The organism is Streptomyces sp. NRRL WC-3626, from assembly GCF_000718785.1.
GTDB classification, from domain to species: domain Bacteria; phylum Actinomycetota; class Actinomycetes; order Streptomycetales; family Streptomycetaceae; genus Streptomyces; species Streptomyces edwardsiae.
This window is the reverse complement of sequence record NZ_JOCA01000020.1, coordinates 38,604-56,768: the sequence shown is the minus strand read 5'-3', so window position 1 is coordinate 56,768 and position 18,165 is coordinate 38,604. Positions and strand designations below refer to the sequence as shown.

The 18,165-nt window shown below is 72.2% G+C and carries 19 protein-coding genes; 13 read left to right on the top strand and 6 right to left on the bottom strand.

The annotated features are described in order from the left end of the window. Positions 1-81: 81 nt before the first annotated feature. The 5 genes from IF28_RS0126400 (at position 82) to IF28_RS36540 (ending at position 4,093) form a co-directional block, all read left to right on the top strand. Positions 82-564: a hypothetical protein gene (locus tag IF28_RS0126400; protein WP_030225031.1), complete on the top strand. Its 483-nt coding sequence runs from the start codon at positions 82-84 to the stop codon at positions 562-564. Then, a complete protein-coding gene (locus IF28_RS0126395) occupies positions 561-896 on the top strand; it encodes a transcriptional regulator (protein WP_030225029.1) in 336 nt (111 codons plus the stop codon). The genes IF28_RS0126400 and IF28_RS0126395 overlap by 4 nt, the downstream gene beginning before the upstream one ends. After that, the gene (locus IF28_RS0126390; RefSeq protein ID WP_037894053.1) at positions 893-1,780 is read left to right on the top strand and encodes an ABC transporter ATP-binding protein; all 888 of its coding nucleotides are present in this window, start codon (positions 893-895) and stop codon (positions 1,778-1,780) included. The genes IF28_RS0126395 and IF28_RS0126390 overlap by 4 nt, the downstream gene beginning before the upstream one ends. Next, complete coding sequence (locus IF28_RS0126385; RefSeq protein ID WP_078621432.1) at positions 1,777-2,655, top strand: ABC transporter permease; 879 nt, start codon at positions 1,777-1,779, stop codon at positions 2,653-2,655. The genes IF28_RS0126390 and IF28_RS0126385 overlap by 4 nt, the downstream gene beginning before the upstream one ends. 472 nt (positions 2,656-3,127) lie before the next feature. After that, positions 3,128-4,093: an RICIN domain-containing protein gene (locus tag IF28_RS36540; RefSeq protein ID WP_158713716.1), complete on the top strand. Its 966-nt coding sequence runs from the start codon at positions 3,128-3,130 to the stop codon at positions 4,091-4,093. Positions 4,094-4,223: 130 nt separating this feature from the next. Here IF28_RS36540 and IF28_RS0126375 read toward each other — a convergent pair whose 3' ends face one another. Together IF28_RS0126375 and IF28_RS0126370 are read right to left on the bottom strand one after the other, a co-directional pair. After that, positions 4,224-5,903 carry a bifunctional 3'-5' exonuclease/DNA polymerase gene (locus tag IF28_RS0126375; RefSeq protein ID WP_030225021.1) on the bottom strand — a complete coding sequence of 560 codons (1,680 nt, stop codon included), beginning with the start codon at positions 5,901-5,903 and terminating at the stop codon, positions 4,224-4,226. 39 nt (positions 5,904-5,942) lie between these two features. Further along, on the bottom strand, positions 5,943-6,692 hold the full coding sequence (locus tag IF28_RS0126370; protein WP_030225019.1) for a Clp protease N-terminal domain-containing protein: 750 nt from the start codon (positions 6,690-6,692) through the stop codon (positions 5,943-5,945). 86 nt (positions 6,693-6,778) lie between these two features. Between IF28_RS0126370 and IF28_RS0126365 the strand changes: the two genes are divergently transcribed. Beyond that, the gene (locus IF28_RS0126365) at positions 6,779-7,903 is read left to right on the top strand and encodes a DUF2786 domain-containing protein (RefSeq protein WP_030225016.1); all 1,125 of its coding nucleotides are present in this window, start codon (positions 6,779-6,781) and stop codon (positions 7,901-7,903) included. Here IF28_RS0126365 and IF28_RS0126360 read toward each other — a convergent pair. Together IF28_RS0126360 and IF28_RS0126355 are read right to left on the bottom strand one after the other, a co-directional pair. Then, on the bottom strand, positions 7,900-8,418 hold the full coding sequence (locus IF28_RS0126360) for a DUF4232 domain-containing protein (protein ID WP_030225015.1): 519 nt from the start codon (positions 8,416-8,418) through the stop codon (positions 7,900-7,902). The genes IF28_RS0126365 and IF28_RS0126360 overlap by 4 nt on opposite strands. Positions 8,419-8,512: 94 nt before the next feature. After that, positions 8,513-9,046: a hypothetical protein gene (locus tag IF28_RS0126355; RefSeq protein WP_234325346.1), complete on the bottom strand. Its 534-nt coding sequence runs from the start codon at positions 9,044-9,046 to the stop codon at positions 8,513-8,515. A 385-nt stretch (positions 9,047-9,431) separates the two neighbouring features. Between IF28_RS0126355 and IF28_RS0126350 the strand changes: the two genes are divergently transcribed. Further along, on the top strand, positions 9,432-9,716 hold the full coding sequence (locus IF28_RS0126350; protein ID WP_030225010.1) for a DUF397 domain-containing protein: 285 nt from the start codon (positions 9,432-9,434) through the stop codon (positions 9,714-9,716). Between the two features lie 90 nt (positions 9,717-9,806). Here the strand turns inward: IF28_RS0126350 and IF28_RS0126345 are convergent, their stop codons facing one another. Continuing rightward, on the bottom strand, positions 9,807-10,316 hold the full coding sequence (locus IF28_RS0126345) for an ATP-binding protein (protein ID WP_037894050.1): 510 nt from the start codon (positions 10,314-10,316) through the stop codon (positions 9,807-9,809). 408 nt (positions 10,317-10,724) lie between these two features. On the opposite strand from IF28_RS0126345, the gene IF28_RS0126340 reads away from it, so the two are divergent. From IF28_RS0126340 to IF28_RS0126320, 5 genes are all read left to right on the top strand, one after another. Next, positions 10,725-11,549: a helix-turn-helix domain-containing protein gene (locus IF28_RS0126340; RefSeq protein WP_051713896.1), complete on the top strand. Its 825-nt coding sequence runs from the start codon at positions 10,725-10,727 to the stop codon at positions 11,547-11,549. Positions 11,550-11,672: 123 nt separating this feature from the next. After that, on the top strand, positions 11,673-13,133 hold the full coding sequence (locus IF28_RS0126335) for an aldehyde dehydrogenase family protein (protein ID WP_030225003.1): 1,461 nt from the start codon (positions 11,673-11,675) through the stop codon (positions 13,131-13,133). Between the two features lie 121 nt (positions 13,134-13,254). Continuing rightward, entirely contained in the window at positions 13,255-13,902 is a 648-nt protein-coding gene (locus IF28_RS0126330; RefSeq protein WP_030225001.1) for a PadR family transcriptional regulator, read from the top strand. 72 nt (positions 13,903-13,974) lie between these two features. Next, positions 13,975-14,931 (top strand): daunorubicin resistance protein DrrA family ABC transporter ATP-binding protein, encoded by a 957-nt coding sequence (locus IF28_RS0126325; RefSeq protein WP_030224999.1) that lies wholly within the window; start codon positions 13,975-13,977, stop codon positions 14,929-14,931. Positions 14,932-14,966: 35 nt separating this feature from the next. Continuing rightward, on the top strand, positions 14,967-15,695 hold the full coding sequence (locus IF28_RS0126320) for an ABC transporter permease (protein WP_030224997.1): 729 nt from the start codon (positions 14,967-14,969) through the stop codon (positions 15,693-15,695). 189 nt (positions 15,696-15,884) lie between these two features. On the opposite strand, the gene IF28_RS0126315 is transcribed toward IF28_RS0126320, so the two are convergent. After that, positions 15,885-17,174: an ion channel protein gene (locus IF28_RS0126315; protein WP_030224995.1), complete on the bottom strand. Its 1,290-nt coding sequence runs from the start codon at positions 17,172-17,174 to the stop codon at positions 15,885-15,887. 101 nt (positions 17,175-17,275) lie between these two features. On the opposite strand from IF28_RS0126315, the gene IF28_RS0126310 reads away from it, so the two are divergent. Continuing rightward, entirely contained in the window at positions 17,276-18,037 is a 762-nt protein-coding gene (locus tag IF28_RS0126310) for a MerR family transcriptional regulator (RefSeq protein WP_030224993.1), read from the top strand. The last annotated feature ends 128 nt before the right edge of the window (positions 18,038-18,165 follow it).

The following is an 18,165-nucleotide window of genomic DNA, read 5'->3' as shown; positions in this document are numbered from 1 at the left end:
TGCCGGCACGTCGACTTGCCTTCCGGGAAAGTCGAGCGTTAGCTTTCCCGGGAGGAAAGTAAGCGTGGGGGAGGCGATGACGTGAGTACGTCGGTCGATGCCGAGCGGGCCTGGCAGGATCTGCAGCGGATCCGGGTGCCGCAGGAGCGGGTGTACGACGAGGTCGAGCGGAGTGCGTCCGGCGAGCCGGGCGCCACCTACGCCACGGCCGCGAGCATGTGGATCTTTCTGGCCGGCCTGGGGCTCGAGCCGCCCACGTGGGGTGTCTGGGTGGCCGTCGTGGTGTACGCCGTGCTGCTGGTCGGGCTGGTCGCGTTCCTCAACCGCGGGAACCGGGTGCGGCTGCATCACTCCCGCTACGACTGGCGGACGTCCGTCACCTTCCTCGGGGGGATGGTGGTCACCGGCGGGACCGTTCTCCTGTCCGGACGGCTGGCCGAGTCGCTGACCGGAGAGCCCATGGCCGTCGGTCTGATCCAGGCCACCGTCACGTCGGGCGTGTTCGTCCTGTGCGTCGGACCGGCCAACCGCTGGGCGGTCGGCTCGCTGCGGGCGGGCCGATGAGCACCCCCGCCGGCTTCGACGAGCTGATCCATCCCGCCACCCGGCTGTCGGTCGTCGCGCTGCTCGCCACCACCGAGTGGGCGGAGTTCGCGTTCATCCGCGACAGCCTCTCCCTCAGTGACTCCGCGCTCTCCAAACAACTGCACACCCTGGAAGAGGCCGGATATCTGGAGATCCGCAAGGAGGGCGGCGGCCGCAAGCGGCGTACGACGGTCCGGCTGACGGACCGGGGGCGTACCGCCTTCGACGGGCACGTGGCGGCGCTCCGGGCGATCGTCGAGGGCGCGGCGGCCGGGCACGGGCGGCGGCAGCAGGCGGAGGCGGCGCGATGACGGCGGCCGGTTCCGCGACCCGACCCGTCATAGAGGTACGGGATCTGACCATGGCGTACGGCGATGTCGCCGTGCTCCACGGTGTCGATCTGGACATCCACCGGGGCGAGGTGTTCGCGCTGCTCGGGCCCAACGGGGCCGGGAAGACCACCACCGTGGAGATCCTGGAGGGCTTCCGGCGGCGGTCCGCCGGCGAGGTGCGCGTCCTCGGCGTGGACCCCGAGCGGGGCGACGACGTCTGGCGGGGCCGGATCGGACTGGTGCTGCAGTCCTGGCGTGACCACCGCCGCTGGCGGGTCGCCGAACTGCTGACCCACTTCGCCATGTACTACCCCGACCCGCGCGACCCGGCCGAACTGCTGGCCCTGGTCGGCCTCACCGAGCAGGCCGGCCGGCAGGTGGACCGGCTGTCCGGCGGGCAGCGGCGGCGGCTGGACGTCGCGCTCGGCATCGTCGGCCGCCCCGAACTCCTCTTCCTGGACGAGCCGACCACCGGCTTCGACCCGGAGGCACGGCGCGAGTTCCACGTCCTCGTCGAACGGCTGGCCCGCGACGAGGGCGTCACCGTCCTGCTCACGACACACGACCTGGCGGAGGCCGAGCGGCTCGCCGACCGGATCGCCGTGCTGGTCGCCGGCCGGATCCGGGCCTGCGGCACCCCGGCCGAGCTGGCCCGGCGGGCGGCGGCACAGGCCGAGGTCCGCTGGACGGACGGCGACGGGACGCGGCGCCGCGAGCGCACCGAGGACCCCTCCCGGCTGGTCTGGGAGCTCCACCAGGACGCGGACGGCCCGATCGCCGGTCTGGAGGTCCGCCGGCCGACGCTGGAGGACACCTATCTGCACATGGTGAACCAGGGTGACGGGGAGGAGCGGGCGGCATGAAGGGGGTCCATGTGATGAATCGGGGGGCGCGTCACTGGCGTGCCGGCTTCCTCCGCGGCGGCATCGAACTGCGGCATCTCCTGCGCAACCCCAAGGAGATGTTCGGCCACCTCAGCAATGTGGTCGTCGCCCTGCTGGTCACCTACTACATCAGCGACAAAGTGCCCGGCACGCAGATCCCGATGTCCCATCTGGCGCTCGCGGGCTTCGCCGCCTATCTGCTGTTCCAGATCGGGCTGCTCAGCCTCCCGCAGATCCTGGTGACCGAGCGGGAGGAGGGCGCGCTGCTGCGGCTGCGCGCCACACCCGGCGGGATACCGGCCTACCTCGTCGCCAAGTGCCTGCTGGTGGTCGTCACGGCGGTCGCCACCCTGGCGCTGCTCCTCGCGGCTGCCGCGCTGCTGACCGACGGCCCGCTGCCGCAAGGGCCGGCCGGCTGGCTGACACTCGTGTGGGTCACCACACTGGGACTGCTCGCCGTCGTACCGCTGGGAGCGGCCATCGGGGCCGTACTGCCCAACCCGCGTGAGGCGCTGGCCCTGATCATGCTGCCGCTGCTGGGCCTGCTGATCACCTCCGGAACGATGTTCCCCATCACCAAGCTGCCGGAGCCGGTCCAGCAGGTGTCCGCGGTCTTCCCGCTCAAGTGGATGGCGCAGGGCCTGCGTTCGGCGCTGCTGCCGGACGCGGCGCAGGCCGCCGAGCCGGCCGGTTCCTGGGAACTGCCCATGGTCGCCCTCGTCCTGACCGCCTGGACGGTCCTCGGATTCCTGCTGGCCGTTCCGCTTCTGCGCCGCGCCGCCCGTCGCGAGTCCGGGTCCCGGCTGACCGCCCGTCATGAGAAGGCGGCACGGAGCGGGGCGATGCCCGCGTAGGGCTCGGCCGCTCGGACGCGACGTGTGTCGTCCTACGTTCACTTGGGCGAGGTTTTGACGCAACCAGGCGTGATCCAGAGTGGGTTGGGTCGAGTGACTTACGTGCACCCGGAGTGAGGAGCAGCGTTTCATGCCACGTCAGCACGAACCTCCCACCGGCGGGACGCCACCTTCCATGGCCGTCCGCCGTGCGGTTTCCGTGCCCGCGCCGGGCCGGGATCCCGGCGCGGAACTGAGACCGCGGAGCCCCGAGCCCGCCCGCGCCGCCGAACCGGCCCGCGCATCCGAACCGGCCCGCGCATCCGAGCCCGCCCGCGCCGCCGAGCCCGTTGTCGAGCCGGAGGCTCCGGAAGTGATACCGGCGCCGTCCGATACCGGCACCGCTGCCGAGAAGGAGCGAGAACAAGAGCGGAAGCCGCGGCCGGCCGCCGAGCCCGCCGCCGCCGAAGGCGAGGCGACGGCCGCTGCCGGCTTGGCCGCCACCGGTGACGCAGCGGGCGACGCGAAGGCGAACGCGGACCCGGCCGCCGACGAGACGGCGCCAGGACGTCTGCGCGGCCCCATGGTCGCCGCCGCCGCCCTCGTCGGCGCGGTCCTGATCTGCGTACCCCTCCTGGTACTCGCCCTGAGCGGTGAGGAGGAGCGTACGGTCGAGACGGCTCCCGTCGGGGGGACGACGCTCGACCCCGGTGCGTCCGACGACCTGCCGGCCGCCGCCTATCAGGCCGCACCCCCGTCCCCCTCGGAGTCGCCGAGCGCGGTGAAGCCGTCGTCCGCTTCCCCGGCCGCGCCCAAGGCCGGACCGGCGCCCGCCGGTCCGGTCACGGCCGAGGCCGAGGGGAAGTCCGAACCCCGGCCGCAGACCGAGAAAACGGCTGAGGACAAGGCCGAGGACAAGGCCGAGGACAAGGCCGGGCCGAAGACGAAGAAGAGCCCCGAGATCACCGCCCGCCAGTTGGCCAACGCCCTCTCCACCCGGGTCAACGCGCAGCTGAGGAACGTCGCCACCGGCAAGTGCGCCGACCTGCCCTACTACGACAAGGGTTCGGTCGACGGCCCGGTCAGCCAGTACAACTGCCGGCCCACGGGGGACAACCAGCTCTGGGACCTGGTGGTGGCCGACGCGGACGGCGGGCCCCGGGGGGCGAGCCTTTTCGTCGTCAAGAACCGCAAGGACGGGCTGTGCATGGACCTGCCCAACTACGGCAGTGTCGCTCCCGGGACCAAGGTCACCGAGTACCACTGCAGGCCGGCGGCCGACAATCAGCTCTGGTGGCTGGAGCCGTCGTCGGGCGGCTACCGGATCCGCAACGCCGCGAGCGACCTGTGCATGAGCGTGGCCGGCGGCGGTTCCGCCGGGAACGACGCGAGGCTCCAGGTGGTGCGGTGCGGCTCGGGGTCGAGCGCCCTGCGCTGGTCCGTCGTCTCCGTCGTCTAGCCCTCCTCCTCAACGGCGGCCGCTGACGTCCTCCCTCGTCAGCCCGGTGAACACCCTCCCGTCCCCCGCGTGGAAGAGCGTGCGCCGCCGCGCGGGCGCCGATGCGGCCCACCCGGGATGTCCGGGCCGGTCACTTGGCGTCCGCGTAGCACTCCACCACCGCCGTCGTGAACGGGAACCGTACCGGTGTGTCGCCGAAGGTGAGCCGGCCCGCCAGGTCGGCGGCCTGCCGGATCGCCTCCGCCACCGTCGCCGCCTCCTCCTCGGGGCAGTGCACGATCACCTCGTCGTGCTGGAAGAAGACCAGCTCGGCCGCCATCCCGCCGAGGGTCTGCCGCAACGCGGCGAGCAGCAGCAGGGCCCAGTCGGCGGCGCTGCCCTGGACGACGAAGTTGCGGGCGAAGCGGCCCCGGGCGCGGGCGTTGGTCGATGCGTAGCCCGGGGTCCACTGGCCGGACCCGTCGTCGGTGGGCGGGATGCCCGCCTCCTCCGCCGCGTCGTCGCCCGTACGGGCGGCCGGCGGGCAGGTGCGGCCCAGCCAGGTCCGTACGAGTCTGCCCTCCTCGCCCGCGCGGGCGGCCTCGTCGACGTACGCCACCGCCCTGGGGAAGCGGCGTCTGAGCGCGGCGAGGTTCTTCAGGCCGTCGCCGGAGGTCTGGCCGTACACCGCGCCGAGGACGGCGAGTTTGGCCTGGGCGCGGTCGCCGGAGAAGGCGCGGTCGGACACCGACTGGTAGAGGTCGGTCTCCCGGCCGGCCACCTGCATCAGTCCGGGGTCGCGGGAGATCGCCGCCAGTACGCGGGGTTCCATCTGGTCGGCGTCGGCGACGACGAGCCGCCAGCCCGGGTCGGCGACGGCCGCGCGGCGGATCACCTTGGGGATCTGCAGGGCGCCCCCGCCGTTGGTCACCCAGCGGCCGGTCACGGTGCCGCCGGCGAGGAACTCGGGCCGGAAGCGGCCGTCGCGCACCCAGTCCTGGAGCCAGGACCAGCCGTGGGCGACCCAGATCCGGTACAGCCTCTTGTACTCGAGCAGGGGTTTGACGGCCGGGTGGTCGACGGACTCGATCTCCCAGCGGCGGGTCGACGTGACCTTGACGCCGGCCCGCGAGAACGCCTTCACCACCTCGGCGGGCAGGTCCGGCCGGACCCGGTGGCCGAAGGCGGCGGACACCTCGTCGGCGAGCTCGGCCAGCCGGCGCGGCTCGCCACCGCCCGCGTACCGCTCGCCCAGCAGGTCGTGCAGCACCGCGCGGTGCACGTCCGCCCGCCAGGGCAGCCCGGCGCGGTTCATCTCGGCGGCCACCAGCGTCCCCGCCGACTCGGCGGCCGTCAGCAGCCGCATCCGGTCCGGGTGCGCGGTCGCGTCGGTGCGCCGCTGCTGCTCGGCGTAGACCGCGAGGAGGTCCGGCAGGGGCAGCGGGACGCCCCGGGGTTCGAAGAGGGAGGACTGGGCGCCCGGTTCGGCATGGCGCTGCGGCGGATCGGGCGGTACGGGGCCGCCGCGCAGCCGGGCCAGCGCGGCCGCGGCCGAACGGGGTTCCCCGTACCGCCCCTCGTGGCCGAGGAGAAGTGTCTCGGCGGTCTCGACGTCGTAGGCCCGCTCCACTCGCACCCCCGTGGCGAGCAGACGCGGGTACACCTCGGCCGTGGACCGCCACACCCATCGCGTGACACCGGGGCGTCCGCGCACGGCCTCGGCGAGGTCCGGCTCCCGGTGCACCGGGCCGGCGGGCAGCCCGTCCGGGCCGAGGAGGGCGACGTCCACGCCACCGTCCCCGGCCGGAGCGAGTGCCCACCGGTCGGCCATGCTGCGAGTGTGCCAGGGGGGTCTGACAACGGTCCCCGGTCAGTCTTCCCGGCCGGTCTCGTCGGCCGTTTCGGTCTCGACGTACTGCGCCAGCATGTCGGCGACGTACCGCTCGGTGGCGGGCTTGGTGACGCCGAGACCGCTGAGGAGGCCCTCGCCGTTCTCGTGCTCGAGCAGGGCGAGCAGGATGTGCTCGGTGCCGATGTAGTTGTGGCCGAGGCGCAGGGCCTCGCGGAAGGTGAGCTCGAGGACCTTCTTGGCCGCCGGGCCGTACGGCACCAGCTCCGGGGCGTCCTCGACGGCCGGCGGGAGCGCCGCGCGGGCGGCCTCGGCGACCGCCCGCACGGTGACGCCCTGCTCGTCGATCGCCTTGACCGCGAGGCCCCACGGCTCGGCCAGCAGACCGAGGACCAGGTGCTCGGGCAGTCCCTCGGCGTTGTGCGCGGTCTGGGCCTCGGTGTGCGCGGCCATGATCACGTTGCGGGCACGGGGCGTGTAGCGGTTGAAGCCCTGGCTCGGGTCGAGCTCGTTGCCCTCCTTCGGTACGAAGCGCTTCTGCGCCGCCTGGCGCGTGACGCCCATGCTCCGGCCGATGTCGGTCCAGGAGGCGCCCGAACGGCGGGCCTGGTCCACGAAGTGGCCGATCAGGTGGTCGGCCACGTCGCCGAGGTGCTCACCGGCGAGCACCGCGTCCTGGAGCTGTGCGAGCGGCTCCTCGTGGACCTTCTTGATGGCCGCGATGAGGTCGTCGAGACGGATGGATGACTTGATGGCGGGGTCCTTCGTCATGTGTCAACCGTAAGTTGACACCCCACCACTGTCAACCTGCGGTTGACACCTTCGGGTGAACGCTCCGGGCATGGCACGATCGGCCCGTGAGTACGTCCAGCACCGTCGACCGCGCCTTCCGGGCCGCCCTCTACGACACCGGCGACACCGCCCTCGACACCGGCGCGTCCCTGCTCGCCGCCGATCCCGCGGCCGACGCGGAACTCGCCCGGCGGGGCGAGGAGTTCGTGGCCACCGCCTGGCAGCGCGGCTGGCAGCCCGCCGATGTCGTACGGATCGTCCGCCGCGAGCTGGACGACATCCACGTACGGCTCGTCACCGCGCTGATCCTTGCGCGGGCACCGCGCGACGACCGGCCGCGCGGGCCCCGCTGGCAGGCCCAGCTCGACGGGCTGGAAGCGGACGACGTCCCGCGCGGTGACCGTTTCTCGTACGCCTCGGCCGTACTGGAGCTGTACCGCCTGCTGCTGCGGCTGCCCGCCCTCGAACCCCTCGACGAGACCGCCGCCCCGGATCCGCGCGACCGGCGGCCCGAGTCCCGCATGCTCGGCCGCATCCGCGCGCTGCTCGCCAAGGCGGAGGCGACCGGGTTCCCGGACGAGGCGGAGGCACTGAGCGCCAAGGCGCAGGAGCTGATGGCCCGGCACAGCGTCGACGAGGCGCTGCTCGCCGCGCGGGCGCCCTCGGCCGCGACGCCGGGAGCCTGCCGGATCGGGGTGGAGCCGCCGTACGAGCAGGCCAAGGCGGTCCTGCTGGACGCGGTCGCCGGCGCGAACCACTGCCGGGCCGTGTGGAACGAACCGCTGGGCTTCTCCACCGTGGTCGGCTTCGCCGTGGACCTGGAGGCGGTGGAACTCCTCTACACCTCACTGCTGGTGCAGGCCACCACCGCGATGACCAGGGCGGAGGCCGCGCAGCGGGCCGGCGGACGCAAGCGGACCAAGACCTTCCGGCAGTCCTTCCTCGCCGCCTACGCGCACCGCGTGGGCACACGTCTCGCGGCCGCCGCCGAGACCCGGGTGAGCGACGACCTGCTCCCGGTCCTCGCCTCCCGCGCGGTGGCGGTCACCGAGCGGACGGACCGCCTGTTCCCGGAGACGACGACCACCCGGCTGCGCGGGGTGAGCGACGCGGCGGGCTGGGAGGAGGGCGCCCGCGCGGCCGACGACGCCCAGGTCAGGGCCCGCCCGCACCTTCCCGGTGCGTCCTAGTCACCCACCTGCTGGTACGCGCCCACGGAGATCTTGTGGCCGCCCCCGCCGTCGGACGCGACCGGGCCGTACGTCCAGCGGAAGGTACGGCCGTCCGAGTCGCCGGGGAGTTCGACCCGCAGGTTCTCGGCGTCGAAGGAGCCGTCCCCGCGCGGGCCGCGCTCGTAGGTGAGGGTGAAGGACGCGGACTCGCCCTTGGCCAGGGTCAGCTTCTGCGCCTTGGCGCCCTTGGTCGGCGGCACGTCCAGGCTCTCGGAGTCACCGGCCCCCGCCAGCAGCACCTCGGGGAAGCCGTCGAGAGTGCAGGCGGCGCTCTGGTTGGTGAAGCCGACGGGAACCTCACCGGTGTCCCCCGCGGCCGGCGCGATGCTCGCGGGACCGACCTCCATGCTCACCGTGGCGGCCGAGCAGGGGCTGCTGTCCGGCTTCCCGTCGTCACCGTCCGGGCCGCCGCAGGCGGCCAGCAGGAGAAGCGCGGCGAGGACGGCGGGTACGGCGATCGGCGTGGTGCGCATGAATGATCCTCTGGGGTTCGCGGAAGTGCCCACCGGCCATCATCACGCACCCGCCACCGGTTCGCCGGAGAAGGGGACCCCGCCGGTCGAGGCGCTACGGACCCACCCCCTCCGTCGGCAGCCCCGACGGGAAGGAGCCGCCCTCCGCCCTGGTGTACGTCTCGGTGCCGAGGGGGCTCTTCCAGGTGACCTTCAGGGAGTCCTTGTCGACGGAGACGACCGTGCCGTTCGCCCGGTCCTCGTCGTCGCCGCACTTCAGGCGGATCGTCCGGGTCCCGCCCTCCTCCCGCGCGGTACCGCTGCACACGGTGCCGCCGGTGGCGAAGAGGGCGGCCTCCTCGCCGCTGACCATCAGGACGACGGCCTGGCTGTCGACCGTGACGAGCCAGCTGCCCTCCAGCGGGCCCGCCGGAGCCCTGCTCACGTCGGGGCTCGGGGCCGCCGTGGCCGACGGGGCAGGCGTGGGCTTGGTGTCCGAGTCGTCGGAGCCGCCCCCACCGCACGCGGTCAGCGCGAGCGCGCCGGTCAGCCCCACGGCCGCCGTCGCGACCCGCGTGCGCCGGAACCGCCCGCCGCGCGGTGCCGGCGGCGATACGCGTGAGTGCCCCACCCAAGCCCTCGAAGTCACTGCGAGCCCCCTAGCTGAATCCGGCCCCGGCGGCCGGACGACCGCCGTCAGCTAACAGGACCCACCCTCCGGCCCACCAGCCTCCGTGACGCACCTCGCACAGCGTGTCCACTGCTGAACGGCGGGGCCGGGACGTGGAATGCGGGCAGCACGCAAGGGAACACGAGGGAACACATGCGCCCCCGCGCGCGTCTCATAGGGAGCGGGGTTCGGTAAAGCATCCGCCAAAGCGGACACCACACGACCGCCGAGGCTGTAATCGCGGGAACACCGCGCGTGCACGTGCATATGCCCATGCATCTGCACATGAACAAAGCTATGATCCGCATCAGTTGACCACTGCATCAATGGCCACACCAGCCAGTGCACCAGCGGGGAGCGACTTGTGGACCACGACGTGTACGACGGCGACGTCTACGACGGTGCCGACGCGTCCGGCGTGTACAACGGCATGGCGGCCACCGGGCTCGACGGTGTGGCCTGGCAGAAGAGCCGGCACAGCAACTCGCAGGGATCCTGCGTGGAGTTCGCCCGGCTGCCCGGCGGCGAGGTGGCGGTGCGCAACTCCCGTTTCCCCGACGGCCCCGCGCTCGTCTACACCCGCGCGGAGATCGAGGCCATGCTGCTGGGCGTGAAGGACGGCGAGTTCGACCATCTGGTCGCCGGCTGACCGGTGCGCCGGGGCGGATGGGAGCGCCCTGAGGTGCTCAGGAGGCGATGACGCGCGTAGAACCGCGGCGCACGGACGCGCCGCGGTTCGTCATGCGCCGGGGCCGGAGCGGTCCGCCGTGTGCGGCAGCCGGAACAGCGCCCAGACCACCTTGCCGCCGAGCCGTCCGGCCATCGGGTGCCAGCCCCAGCCGTCGCTGAAGGAATCGACGAGGAACAGTCCCCGGCCCGACTCGGCGGAGAAGTCGGCGGGGAGGTCCTCCGGGGCGCGGGCGACGGGACCGTCGTCGCTGGGGTCGCGCACCGCGCACACCAGCCGCTCGGTCCACCGCAGCAGATGCAGCCGTACCGGCAGGTCCGGCGCCGTCGGCCGCGGGGTGCCGGCCGGCAGCGCGTGCCGCAGGGCGTTGGTGACCAGTTCGGAGACGACCAGGCACACGTCGTCGAAACGGTCCCCGGTGTCCCACTGCTCGAGTGTCTTGCGGGTGAACCGCCGGGCCTCGCGGACCGCTTCGTAGCGAGCGGGGAGGGCGCAGGAGGCGGCGTCGGAGGCGGCCGCGAGGTTCAGCGGCGGAAGGCCCTGCCGTAACGGCTCGAGCATGGTCGATCCATTCGTCCCCATGCGAGGCACTCCCGGGAATTCGCGGTCGTAGCGAGGCTGCGGTGGTGCGGGACCATGGTTTCCGATACGTACAGCAGATGCAAGGGCAGATGCACGTGCAGCTGACCGAAATCAGCGCCCCCGTGCTGGTTTGTTGGGCATTTTTTCCGTCAACTTCATGTTCTCTTCCGCCTGTTCCCTGGCCTCGTCGTGACTTCTCCCCTCTCCTCTCTTGCTGTTTCCGTGCCCGTTCCGTGCTCGTTCCTGATCGGATTGATCGGCTGGATTCCGTTTCCGTAACCGGACGAGTACTGCTCGAAGTGTTTTAGTGGCAGACTGCGGGCCCTGAAGACGTTGGGGAGGCTGGCGAACGTGAGCGCGGGAGAGCCGGGATCGGTGGTGCGGCGCATGCTGCTCGGATCACAACTGCGGCGACTGCGTGAGGCGCGGGGGATCACGCGCGAGGCCGCGGGCTACTCGATCCGCGCCTCCGAATCGAAGATCAGCCGCATGGAGTTGGGCCGGGTGAGCTTCAAGACCAGGGATGTCGAAGACCTCCTGACGCTGTACGGCATCACGGACGAGCAGGAGCGCCTGTCGCTGGTCTCCCTCGCCAAGGAGGCCAATGTGGCGGGCTGGTGGCACAGTTACTCGGACGTGCTGCCGAGCTGGTTCCCCACATACGTGGGCCTGGAGGGCGCGGCCGCCCTGATCCGGGCGTACGAGGTGCAGTTCGTGCACGGCCTGCTGCAGACCGAGGAGTACGCCCGCGCGGTGGTGCGCCGGGGCATGAAGGGCGCGAGCGAGGAGGACGTCGAGCGGCGGGTGACGCTGCGCCTGGAGCGGCAGAAGTACCTGGTCTCGGAGAGCGCCCCCGAGTTCCACGTCGTCCTCGACGAGGCCGCCCTGCGCCGGCCGTACGGGGACCGCGCGGTGATGCGCGGCCAGCTCCAGCACCTCATCGACATCTCCGAGCGGTCCAACGTCCGGCTGCAGGTCATGCCGTTCAGTCTCGGCGGGCACTCCGGTGAGTCGGGCGCGTTCACCCTCCTCAGCTTCCCGGAGTCCGACCTCTCGGACGTCGTGTACCTGGAGCAGCTGACCAGCGCGCTGTACCTGGACAAACCCGAGGACGTGGCCCAGTACGAGAAGGCCCTCAAGGACCTCCTGCACGACAGTCCGGGCCCGTCGGAGAGCCGGGACCTCCTGCGCGGACTGCTGCAACTGTCCTAGGGGAGCCCGTACGGCTGTCCGGATGACCCCTACAACTCGTATGAAACATAAGTACGATGACGTCCGGTCAGACAACGCGGTCGATCAGTGCTCCGCTGATGCAGCAAGGGATCGAGGAATCACATGTCGTCGTACTTCACCGACCTCGCTCAGCAGTACATCGACGGTGAGTGGCGCCCGGGCACCGGCTCCTGGGACATCATCGACTTCAACCCGTACGACGACGAGAAGCTCGCGTCGATCACCATCGCCACGGTCGGCGAGGTCGATCAGGCCTACAAGGCGGCCGCCCGCGCGCAGAGGGAATGGGCGCAGACCAACCCGTACGCCCGCCGCGCGGTGTTCGAGAAGGCGCTCAGGCTGGTCGAGGAGCGCGAGGAGGAGATCGCCGAGGCGATCGTCGCCGAGCTCGGCGGCACCCGCCTGAAGGCCGCCTTCGAGCTGCACCTCGCCAAGGAGTTCCTGCGCGAGGCGGTCCATCTGGCGCTGGCCCCCGAGGGCCGGATCATCCCCTCGCCGGTCGACGGCAAGGAGAACCGCGTCTACCGCGTGCCCGTCGGCGTCGTGGGCGTGATCAGTCCCTTCAACTTCCCGTTCCTGCTCTCCCTGAAGTCCGTCGCCCCCGCCCTTGCGCTCGGCAACGGCGTGGTGCTCAAGCCGCACCAGAACACGCCGGTCGTCGGAGGCTCCCTCGTCGCGAAGATCTTCGAGGACGCGGGCCTGCCCGGCGGTCTGCTCAACGTCGTCATCACCGACATCGCGGAGATAGGCGACGCCTTCCTGGAGCACCCGGTCCCGAAGGTCATCTCCTTCACCGGCTCGGACGCGGTCGGCCGCCATGTGGCCACCGTCTGCGCCTCCCTCTTCAAGCGCTCGGTGCTCGAACTCGGCGGCAACAGCGCGCTGGTGGTGCTCGACGACGCCGACCTCGACTACGCCGTGGACGCGGCCGTCTTCAGCCGGTACGTCCATCAGGGCCAGGTCTGCATGGCCGCCAACCGTGTGCTGGTGGACCGCTCGGTGGCCGACGAGTTCACCGAGAAGTTCGTCGCCAAGGTCCGCTCCCTCAAGGCCGGCGACCCGCGCGACCCGGAGACGGTCATCGGCCCGGTGATCAACTCCCGCCAGGCGGACGCCCTGTCCGGCGTGGTCGAGCAGGCGCTCGCCGAGGGCGCCACCGCCCTGGTCCGGGGCGCGCGCCGGGACAACCTGGTCGAGCCGTCCGTCCTCACCGGTCTGCCCGCCGACTCGCCCCTGCTGAAGCAGGAGGTCTTCGGACCCGTCGCCTTCCTCGTCCCGTTCGACGGCGAGGAGGAGGCCGTACGCCTCGTCAACGACACGCCGTACGGCCTGAGCGGCGCCGTGCACACCGGGGACATCGAGCGGGGCGTCCGCTTCGCCAAGCGGATCGACACCGGCATGTTCCACGTGAACGACGGCACCGTGCACGACGAGCCGATCGTCCCCTTCGGCGGCGAGAAGAGCTCCGGCATCGGCCGGCTCAACGGCGACACCATGCTGGACGCCTTCACCACGGTGAAGTGGATCTCGGTGCAGCACGGCCGGAGCGGCTTCCCGTTCTGAGCGGGCACGCGCGGGCACGCGCGAGCACGCGCGGGCGGGGACCGGCGGAAGACCGCCGCGGCCGGCCGGCGACGGGCAGGGCAGCCCCCGGGCATGATCCCGGGGGTCCTACGCTGGCCCCATGTCAGCAATCCGTCTCCTGGTGCTCGGCGCCGTGCGCCAGCACGGGCGGGCCCACGGCTACCAGGTGCGCAACGACCTGGAGTACTGGGGCGCGCACGAGTGGTCCAACGCCAAGCCCGGCTCGATCTACCACGCGCTGAAGCAGATGGCGAAGCAGGGACTGCTGCTCGCGCACGAGATCGCGCCGTCCACGGCGGGCGGGCCCCCGCGCGTGGAGTACGAGATCACCGCGCGGGGCACCGAGGAGTACCTGACACTGCTGCGCGCCTACCTCACCGCCTACGACCAGCGGCCGGACGTCCTCACCGCGGCGCTCGGCTTCATGGTCGACCTGCCGCGTGAGGAGGCCCTCGCCCTCCTGGAGGAGCGAGTGCGCAGGATCGAGGAGTGGCGGTCCTCCGTCACCGAGTACTACACGCCCGAGGACGGTCCCGGCCAGCTCGGGCACATCGGCGAGATCATGAACTTCTGGGTGCACTCCGCCGACTCCGGCGCGGAGTGGACGAGGGGCCTGATCGAGCGTGTCCGGGGCGGCGCCTACACCTTCGCCGGTGAGGGCGACCCGTTCGTCGGGGTGCTGGCGGAGGGGCAGGAGAACCCGTTCGGGTCGGGACGGCCGCACGCCGACGATCAGGACGCCCGCTAATCAAGTTTGACCAATCACTCCGCGCGCGTTACGTTCTCCAGGTAGTCAAATTTGTCTAGCGAGGGAGTCCGAGTGGCCGACGCGGCGATCACCGTCGAAGGGGCACGCAAGACATTCGGTGGCAAACACGCATTGGACGGCCTCGACCTGACCGTCACCCGCGGCACCGTGCACGGGGTCCTGGGGCCCAACGGCGCGGGCAAGACCACCCTGGTCCGCATCCTGTCCACCCTGCTCCGCCCCGACGCGGGCCGGGTCGAGGTGGCGGGTCACGACGTCGTGCGCGAGGCGTACGCCGTACGGCTGCGCATCGGCCTGCTGGGCCAGCACGCGGCGCTCGACGAGGAACTCGGCGGACGGCAGAACCTGGAGCTGTTCGGCCGGCTGCACCACCTGGGCGCGCGCCGCGCACGCGCGCGTGCGGACGAACTCCTGGAGCGCTTCGAGCTCTCCGGCACCGGGCCCAAGGCGGTGAAGCAGTACAGCGGCGGCATGCGGCGCCGCCTCGATCTCGCCGCCTCCCTGATCACCGAACCGGAGGTGCTGTTCCTGGACGAACCCACCACCGGCCTCGACCCGCGCGGCCGCGCGGAGGTGTGGGACTCCGTCCGCTCCCTGGTCGGCGGCGGTACGACGGTCCTGCTCACCACCCAGTACCTGGAGGAGGCCGACCAGCTCGCCGACCGCATCTGTCTGGTCGACGCCGGCCGGGTCGTCGCCGACGGCACGGCGGACACGCTCAAGGCGGCCATCGGCGGCGACCGCATCGACGTCGTCCTGCGCGACGCGGGGCAGCTGGGCGCGGCCGTCGCCCTGCTGCCCGTGGCCAAGGACGCGGTCACCGTGGACACCGACCGGCGGCTCCTCAGCGCCCCGGTCATCGACCGCATGGCGGCCCTGACCGGGGTCGTGCGCGCGCTGGAGGAGGCCGGTATCGAGGCCGAGGACATCGCCCTGCGCAGGCCCACCCTCGACGAGGTGTTCCTGCGGCTGACGGGACACGACGACCGCACGACGGAGGCCGCGTGAGCAGCACGGCGTACGCCCTGACCGACTCCTGGACCATGACCCGCCGCGAACTCGCCCGCTGGGGACGCCGGCCGGCGGCGGTGGTGGTGAACCTGGTCTTCCCGGTGATGCTGCTGCTGATGTTCGGCTACCTGGTCGGCGGCGGCCGGGGCGTCAGCGGCGACTACCTCGACTTCCTGGTGCCCGGCATGCTCGCGCTCACCATGGCCTTCGGCCTGGAGGGCACGATGATCGCCGTCACCCAGGACCTGGACAAGGGGGTCATCGACCGCTTCCGCTCCATGCCGATGGCGAACGGCGCGGTCCTGGTCGGCCGTTCCGCCGCCGACATGCTCCAGTCGGCGCTCGGCCTGACGGTCCTCCTCGGCGTCGCCGCCGCGCTCGGCTGGCGCCCGCAGGGCGGCCCGGACGGCTTCCTGGGCGCCGTGGGACTGCTCCTGCTGTTCCGGTTCGCCATGCTGTGGATCGGCATCCACCTGGCCCTGATCGCCGGGAAACCGGAACTGGTGCAGGCCGTGCAGATCCTGGTCTGGCCGGTCGGCTTCCTGTCCAACGCCTTCGCCGCCCCCGAGTCCATGCCGGACTGGCTGGGCACGGTCGTCGAATGGAACCCCATGTCCCAGACCGCCACCGCCGTACGCGACCTCTTCGGCAGCCCCGGCGGCGAACCGGGCCACGTGTGGGCCGCCGTCGTATGGCCCCTGGCCCTGCTGGCGGTGTTCTTCCCGCTGGCGGTACGGAGGTTCTCGCGGCTCAGCCGTTAGTGATGGATGCCGGTGGCCGCGTTCCCGCGGCTCGGCCGGGAGGGCTGCCGCGCGGTGCGGCAGCCCTCCCGGGACGTGGCCGGGCGGCTCGCGGAGCGGATCGCGGAAGGCGCGGAACCTGTCCCGGGCGGGCCTGGACGTCGACGCCCATGACGAGGTTCGGACGCGCGGGGAGGAGCGGGGGGACGGTCAGCGCACGGCGGTTCCGTCCGCCCGCAGCTGCATGTGCGGACGCCCCGTCACCAGCAGCCAGGCCGGGAGCGAGGCGACGCACAGAAGGGCGAGGATCCCGGGGGAGGCGACCAGGACGGCGGCGACGAACAGGCTCACCCAGCCCTGCCGGGTGACGGCCAGCAGAACCCCCAGCACGCCCGCCGACACGCCCACCGCGGGCTGCACCCCGGGCACCAGCGCGTGCGCGCACAGCCCGAGCGCGGTGCCGACGAACACCGCGGGGAAGATCCGCCCGCCCCGGAAGCCGCAGGACGCGGCGACGAGCAGTGCGGCCAGTTTGACGACCGTCATCCTGGCGAACCCGCCCGCCGACCAGCCGTCGGGGTCGCGCGCCAGCTCCGCGATCTCGTCGAGCCCCTTGAACAGCGTCAGATGCCCGCCCAGCGCCGCCAGGGCGCCCAGCACCACGCCACCCGCCGGCAGCATCAGCATCGGGTGCCGCAGCCGCCGGAACACCCCATGGACGTACGGGAAGGCGTAGACGGCGCACATGCCGAGCACCGCGCCGACGGAGGCGACGACGAGGGACGCCAGCAGGTCGCCCCAGCCGGGCCGCCCGAACGGGGGCAGATGGAGGTCGAAACTCGGCTGCGACACCAGCGTGGCGGTGAGCGCGCCGGCCCCGGCGGCCGCCAGCGGCGCGAAGAGGCTGTCCCACAGCTGCCCCTTGATCCGCTGCCCCGCCAGCGCCTCGGAGATCACCAGTGCGGCGGCGACCGGCGTCCCGAACAGCGCCCCGATCGTCCCGGCCTCCGCCAGCGCCACCCAGCCCCGCTCCGGAGCCTTCGGGAAGGCCCTGGCGCCCAGCCACACCGCCAGCGAGACGTTCACCGCGATGATCGGGTTCTCGGGCCCCAGGCTCGGCCCGCCGGCCAGCATGAACGCCGTCGCCAGCAGCAGCCCCGGCAGCACCGCCGGAGGCAGCACCGGCGCCTCGAGACCCGTGGTCGCCGGATCGGGCCCCGCGTGCCCCGGCGCCTTCCACACCACCAGCCCGACCGCGATCCCGGTGGCGACGAGCATCACGAACATCCACAGCACGGAGTACCGGCCGACGCCCAGGGCGTCCGGCACGTCCTGCCAGAGCACGTCCTGCAGCTCCTCGGCCGCCGTGCTCACCCCCACCAGGACCAGGCTCGTCACCACGCCCACGAGCAGCGCGGGGACGATGGTCGGCAGCAGGGAGCGCGCCTCGGCCGCCGGAGCGGTGGCGGCGGGTGCCTGCGGTGCGCTGTCCTGGGCCACGCGCACACGATAAACGGACGAAGCGGACAAAACCGTGTGCGGCTTGCACCTCACGCGACGTGAGGGCCGAAGGTGGAACGCGTACCGAGAAGGGAGCGGAAGTGAGCTACACCGTGGGACGGGTCGCCGGATTCGCCGGAGTCACGGTGCGCACCCTGCACCACTACGACGACATCGGCCTGCTCACCCCGAGCGGGCGCAGCCACGCGGGCCACCGGCGCTACAACGACGCCGACCTCGACCGGCTGCAGCAGATCCTGTTCTACCGCGAGCTCGGCTTCCCCCTCGACGAGGTCGCCGTCCTGCTCGACGACCCGGACGCGGACCCGCGCGCGCATCTGCGCCGGCAGCACGAACTGCTGACCGCCCGGATCGAGAAGCTGCGGAAGATGGCGGCGGCCGTGGAGAACGCCATGGAGGCACGCACGATGGGAATCAACCTCACCCCCGAGGAGAAGTTCGAGGTGTTCGGGGACAAGGACCCCGAGCAGTACGCCGAGGAGGCCGAGGAACGCTGGGGCGGCACCGAGGCGTACGCCGAGTCGCAGCGCCGCGCGGCGGCCTACACCAAGGAGGACTGGAAGCGCGTCCAGGCCGAGGTCGACGACTGGCAGGAGCGGTACACCGCCCTGATCGCCGCCGGGGGACAGCCGGCCGACGAGGCCGCCATGGACCTCGCCGAGGAGCACCGGCGGCACATCGGCACGTGGTACTTCGAGGTGCCGTACGAGATGCACCGGTGCTTCGGGGAGATGTACGTCGCCGACGAGCGCTTCAAGGCGTATTACGACTCCATGCGGCCCGGTCTCGCCGAGCACCTCAGGGACGCGATCCTCGCCAACGCCGCGCGGCACACCTCCTGAGCGTCGCGGCCCGGCCGACACCCGGGCCGCGACCTGCGGATTGCGTGTCCCGGCACCCCCGCGGAACCCGGGCGTCCACGGCTGCGTTCATAATTTGGGCAGCGAACCCAGCCCTGACCCCCAGCTGC